Source organism: Anabaena sp. AL93 (assembly GCF_001672085.1).
In the GTDB taxonomy this organism is placed as follows: domain Bacteria; phylum Cyanobacteriota; class Cyanobacteriia; order Cyanobacteriales; family Nostocaceae; genus Dolichospermum; species Dolichospermum heterosporum.
Genome location: NZ_LJOU01000187.1, coordinates 1 through 3625 on the forward strand (window position 1 = coordinate 1; position 3625 = coordinate 3625).

At 40.8% G+C, this 3625-nt stretch carries 3 protein-coding genes; all 3 read right to left on the reverse strand.

Annotated features, from left to right (window positions below; genetic code table 11):
* Positions 1-260: 260 nt before the first annotated feature.
* The 3 genes from AN486_RS26240 to AN486_RS26250 all read right to left on the reverse strand — a co-directional run bounded on the left by AN486_RS26240 (position 261) and on the right by AN486_RS26250 (position 3267).
* On the reverse strand, positions 261-506 hold the full coding sequence (locus AN486_RS26240) for a type II toxin-antitoxin system MqsA family antitoxin (RefSeq protein WP_290603024.1): 246 nt from the start codon (positions 504-506) through the stop codon (positions 261-263).
* Positions 506-793, reverse strand: a complete 288-nt coding sequence (locus tag AN486_RS26245; RefSeq protein ID WP_053539731.1) for a DUF4258 domain-containing protein — start codon at positions 791-793, stop codon at positions 506-508. The genes AN486_RS26240 and AN486_RS26245 overlap by 1 nt, the downstream gene beginning before the upstream one ends.
* Positions 794-1188: 395 nt before the next feature.
* Positions 1189-3267, reverse strand: a complete 2079-nt coding sequence (locus AN486_RS26250) for an NAD(P)H-quinone oxidoreductase subunit 5 (protein WP_053539730.1) — start codon at positions 3265-3267, stop codon at positions 1189-1191.
* Positions 3268-3625 lie beyond the last annotated feature (358 nt).

The following is a 3625-nucleotide window of genomic DNA, read 5'->3' on the forward strand; positions in this document are numbered from 1 at the left end:
GACAAGTAGAATTATTAACAGCTTTTTCTATTGTTATAATTATTCCTGCCCCTTCGATTTCTTGAAAATCTAACACTTTCATATCTGGGAGATTGAGAATTTGATCTACAGAAAATTTCATAGCTATCACCAAAACTTTTGTATTTTATAATTATCATTATATCATCATTGCTATCTGAACATATTTAAAATCTTGTAATCTCTTGCTGGTACTGAAGTCTGAGACTTAATGAATATAAATTTTAGGTACTAAATTTTAGTTATTTGAGTTTCCACCATAAAAGTACCGCAAGAGCCATAATTTCTAATTCTGCTCCTTTAGTAATTGCTAATTCTGCTGTTTCTAAAACCTGTTCGGTAACTGCATCACTTAAATAATATTCACCACAGTTATCACAAATTTCTGCGGGAACTTTTTTCAAGACAATAATACATTCATCTCTTTCTAAGGTGACAGTGACTAAACCGGGTTTAGTTTCTCCATGTTTACAAATTACGCATTTCATTATTTTTGTCTCCTAGTTGTAAAACCATCTAACCAAATATTAGCATCAGGAATATAAGCTGTTACCACATATCCTGTATCTGTAGCTTCATCATAGGAAAATACAACATGAATCGGTTTACATTCTACAAAATCTAATATTAAATAACTGGGGTATGGTGTATCATCAGGATTTTCTTCCATTATTTGTCCATAAGCAATTACAGTTTCTACTTCTTTTTTACTAATGCGACGATAAAACATTTGTTGAATAGCATGACGGGAGAAGTTGATATTTTGACAATACATAAATTAGTCTTTAATTTTAATTCTGATAACTTATTTTGTCTGAATCAGGATGCCCAGGATTAGAGGATTAATAGGATTTTTTACGAAGACTTATCTAGGAATATTTGAGATTTTCAAAGATTACTTTTTTTCTACATCCTGTACATCCTTAAATCCTGGATATCCTGATTCAGACAATAATTTAATTTCATAAATTAATGTGCGTTACTTCGCTTTTATAACTTTATCTATATTTTATACTATTTTCGCGCTCCTAACGCACCCCACAAACTTCTTCCTTCGCTCCTATCCCTTCGGGACGCTCCGCGAACGTGGTTCATTAACTCTGCGTCCTCTGCGCCTCTGCGGTTCGTTAAAAAAACAATCCAGGGGCGGACAAACCGCCCCCATTAAAATCAGGTAACACCAAAAACAATCACCAAGCCCAAAACAGCCCCAAAAACGATCAAGGCATAGAATTGAACCCGACCGCTTTCCAAGTATTTCAAACCTTCACCACTGACAAGAGTAAAGAAACCCGTGAGATTAACAGCACCGTCAACAACACGGAAATCAACTTCCATAACTTGTCTAGCCACACGACGCAAACCGAGAACAAAGACACGATGATAAATATCATCAAAGTACCACTTGTTCAAAGATAGATCGTATAGCGGTTGAATGTTTTTAGCGATCGCACTAGGATCAATTTTCCGTGCCAAATACATCAGCACAGCCAAAGTAATACCAATCACAGAAACAGCCACAGAACTACCCGCCATAATGTAAAACTCATGGGGGTCAAACTCCGCAGCCTTTTCCATCACTTCCGCCAAAGTTTCGCTAGGAGGAAAGATAAACTGCTCAAAATAATTGGCGTAGGGAGTCCCCACCAAACCAATCAACATTGAAGGAATAGCCAACACCACCAACGGTAAACTCATCGTCCAAGGAGACTCATGAGGATCATGGCTGTGGGAGTCATGGGAGTGACTATCCAATTCTCCCTTTTTCATCGCCCCAGGACCAAAATTAGGTGCTAGTTCTAATGTCCCTGATTTCTCAGCCAAAGCAGCAGCCGCATTTTTGAGTTTTACCTTGATTTTTTCGTCATTACCCCGGAATTTACCTTCAAATGTTGAGAAATACATTCTAAACATATAAAAAGCTGTAATCCCTGCTGTCACCCAACCAATAAACCACAGGAAAGGGTTAGCAGCAAAAGCCGCGCCTAAAATCTCATCTTTTGACCAGAAACCAGCAAAAGGAGGAATCCCCGCAATGGCCAAGCAACCAATCAAAAAGGTGAAACTGGTCACGGGCATATATTTCCGCAGTCCGCCCATTAAACGCATATCTTGCGCTAATACAGGGTCATGACCAACAACTGCTTCCATGCCATGAATTACCGAACCAGAACCCAAGAATAGCATCGCTTTAAAATAAGCGTGGGTCATGAGGTGGAATAAGCCGGCACTGTAAGCACCCACACCCATAGCCATGATCATGTAACCAAGTTGGGAAATGGTGGAATAAGCCAAACCCTTCTTGATGTCGTTTTGGGTAATAGCGATAGTTGCCCCCAAAAACGCTGTAAATGCCCCAGTATAAGCAATTACGTTCATTGCGGCTGGGACATTTTCAAATACTGGGTACATCCGGGCAATTAGGAATACACCCGCCGCTACCATTGTTGCCGCATGAATTAGGGCAGAAATGGGGGTAGGACCTTCCATTGCATCTGGTAGCCAGACATGGAGGGGGAATTGGGCAGATTTAGCCACAGGGCCAAGGAAGACTAAAATTGCCAACACAATGGCGAGGAAATTGCTAATAGAGCCGGTTTCTACTAGGTTGGATAGGCGATCGCCCATCACCATAAAATCAAAGCTGCCTGTCGCCCAGAACAGCCCCAAAATGCCCAATAATAAACCGAAGTCACCGACGCGGTTGGTGACAAATGCCTTTTGACAAGCATCTGCTGCGGCTTTGCGATCATACCAAAAGCCCACTAGGAGGTAGGAACACATCCCCACCAGTTCCCAGAAAATATAAACTTGTACTAGGTTAGGACTGACCACCAAACCTAACATTGAAGAGCCAAATAAGCTGAGATAGGCGTAAAATCGCACATAACCAGGGTCATGGGCCATGTAACCATCGGTGTAAATCATCACCAAAACGGCTACTGTTGTTACAATCACCAGCATTAGAGATGTCAGGTGGTCAATAGTGTAGCCCATCGTCAGGTGAAAATTACCTGCTGATGCCCATTCCAAAGTCCAAAGATAAGGCGCATGGCCTTGAATTTGACTCCACAGTAAAGCCAACGACAGTGCCATAGAAGCCCCCATCAGGGAGATAATGACTATAGCATTTAGTTGTCGTAAGCGGTTCGTCACCTGATTTATCGAGATTAGCCCTAGACCGACCAGTGTTGCTCCCAAAAGAGGTAATACTGGAATCAGCCAGGCATACTGATAGATTACTTCCATCACTAACGCCTACTTTTAGAATTCTGTACAAACAAATGAGAAGATAAAAAAATGGAAATTCAATGGGGTGAGGGTTTGTGTTTGGGATGAAAGACTAGAAATTATTTACTAATCTCTACTACTTGATAGCCCAATACCTTCAAGTTAGCTTGAATTTTCCCACTTCAAACTTCAGTTAACTGAAAATTTTCAGAACTGCTCATAATTGTGACACACACCCTTGAGGATAAAATACCCCACCCGATACCCTTTGGGTGGGGTGTTAAGCATGGTTTTAGATTTGGTTCGTTGTCAGTTGTTAGTTGTCAGTTGTTCGTGGAAAAAATTTTCTCCCCTACTCCCCTACTCCCCCTACTCC

Bases quoted from the DNA above. Each gene is read 5' to 3' on its own strand.
- AN486_RS26240 (WP_290603024.1), bottom strand. From the start codon at position 506: ATGAAATGCGTAATTTGTAAACATGGAGAAACTAAACCCGGTTTAGTC.
- AN486_RS26250 (WP_053539730.1), bottom strand. From the start codon at position 3,267: ATGGAAGTAATCTATCAGTATGCCTGGCTGATTCCAGTATTACCTCTT.
- AN486_RS26245 (WP_053539731.1), bottom strand. From the start codon at position 793: ATGTATTGTCAAAATATCAACTTCTCCCGTCATGCTATTCAACAAATG.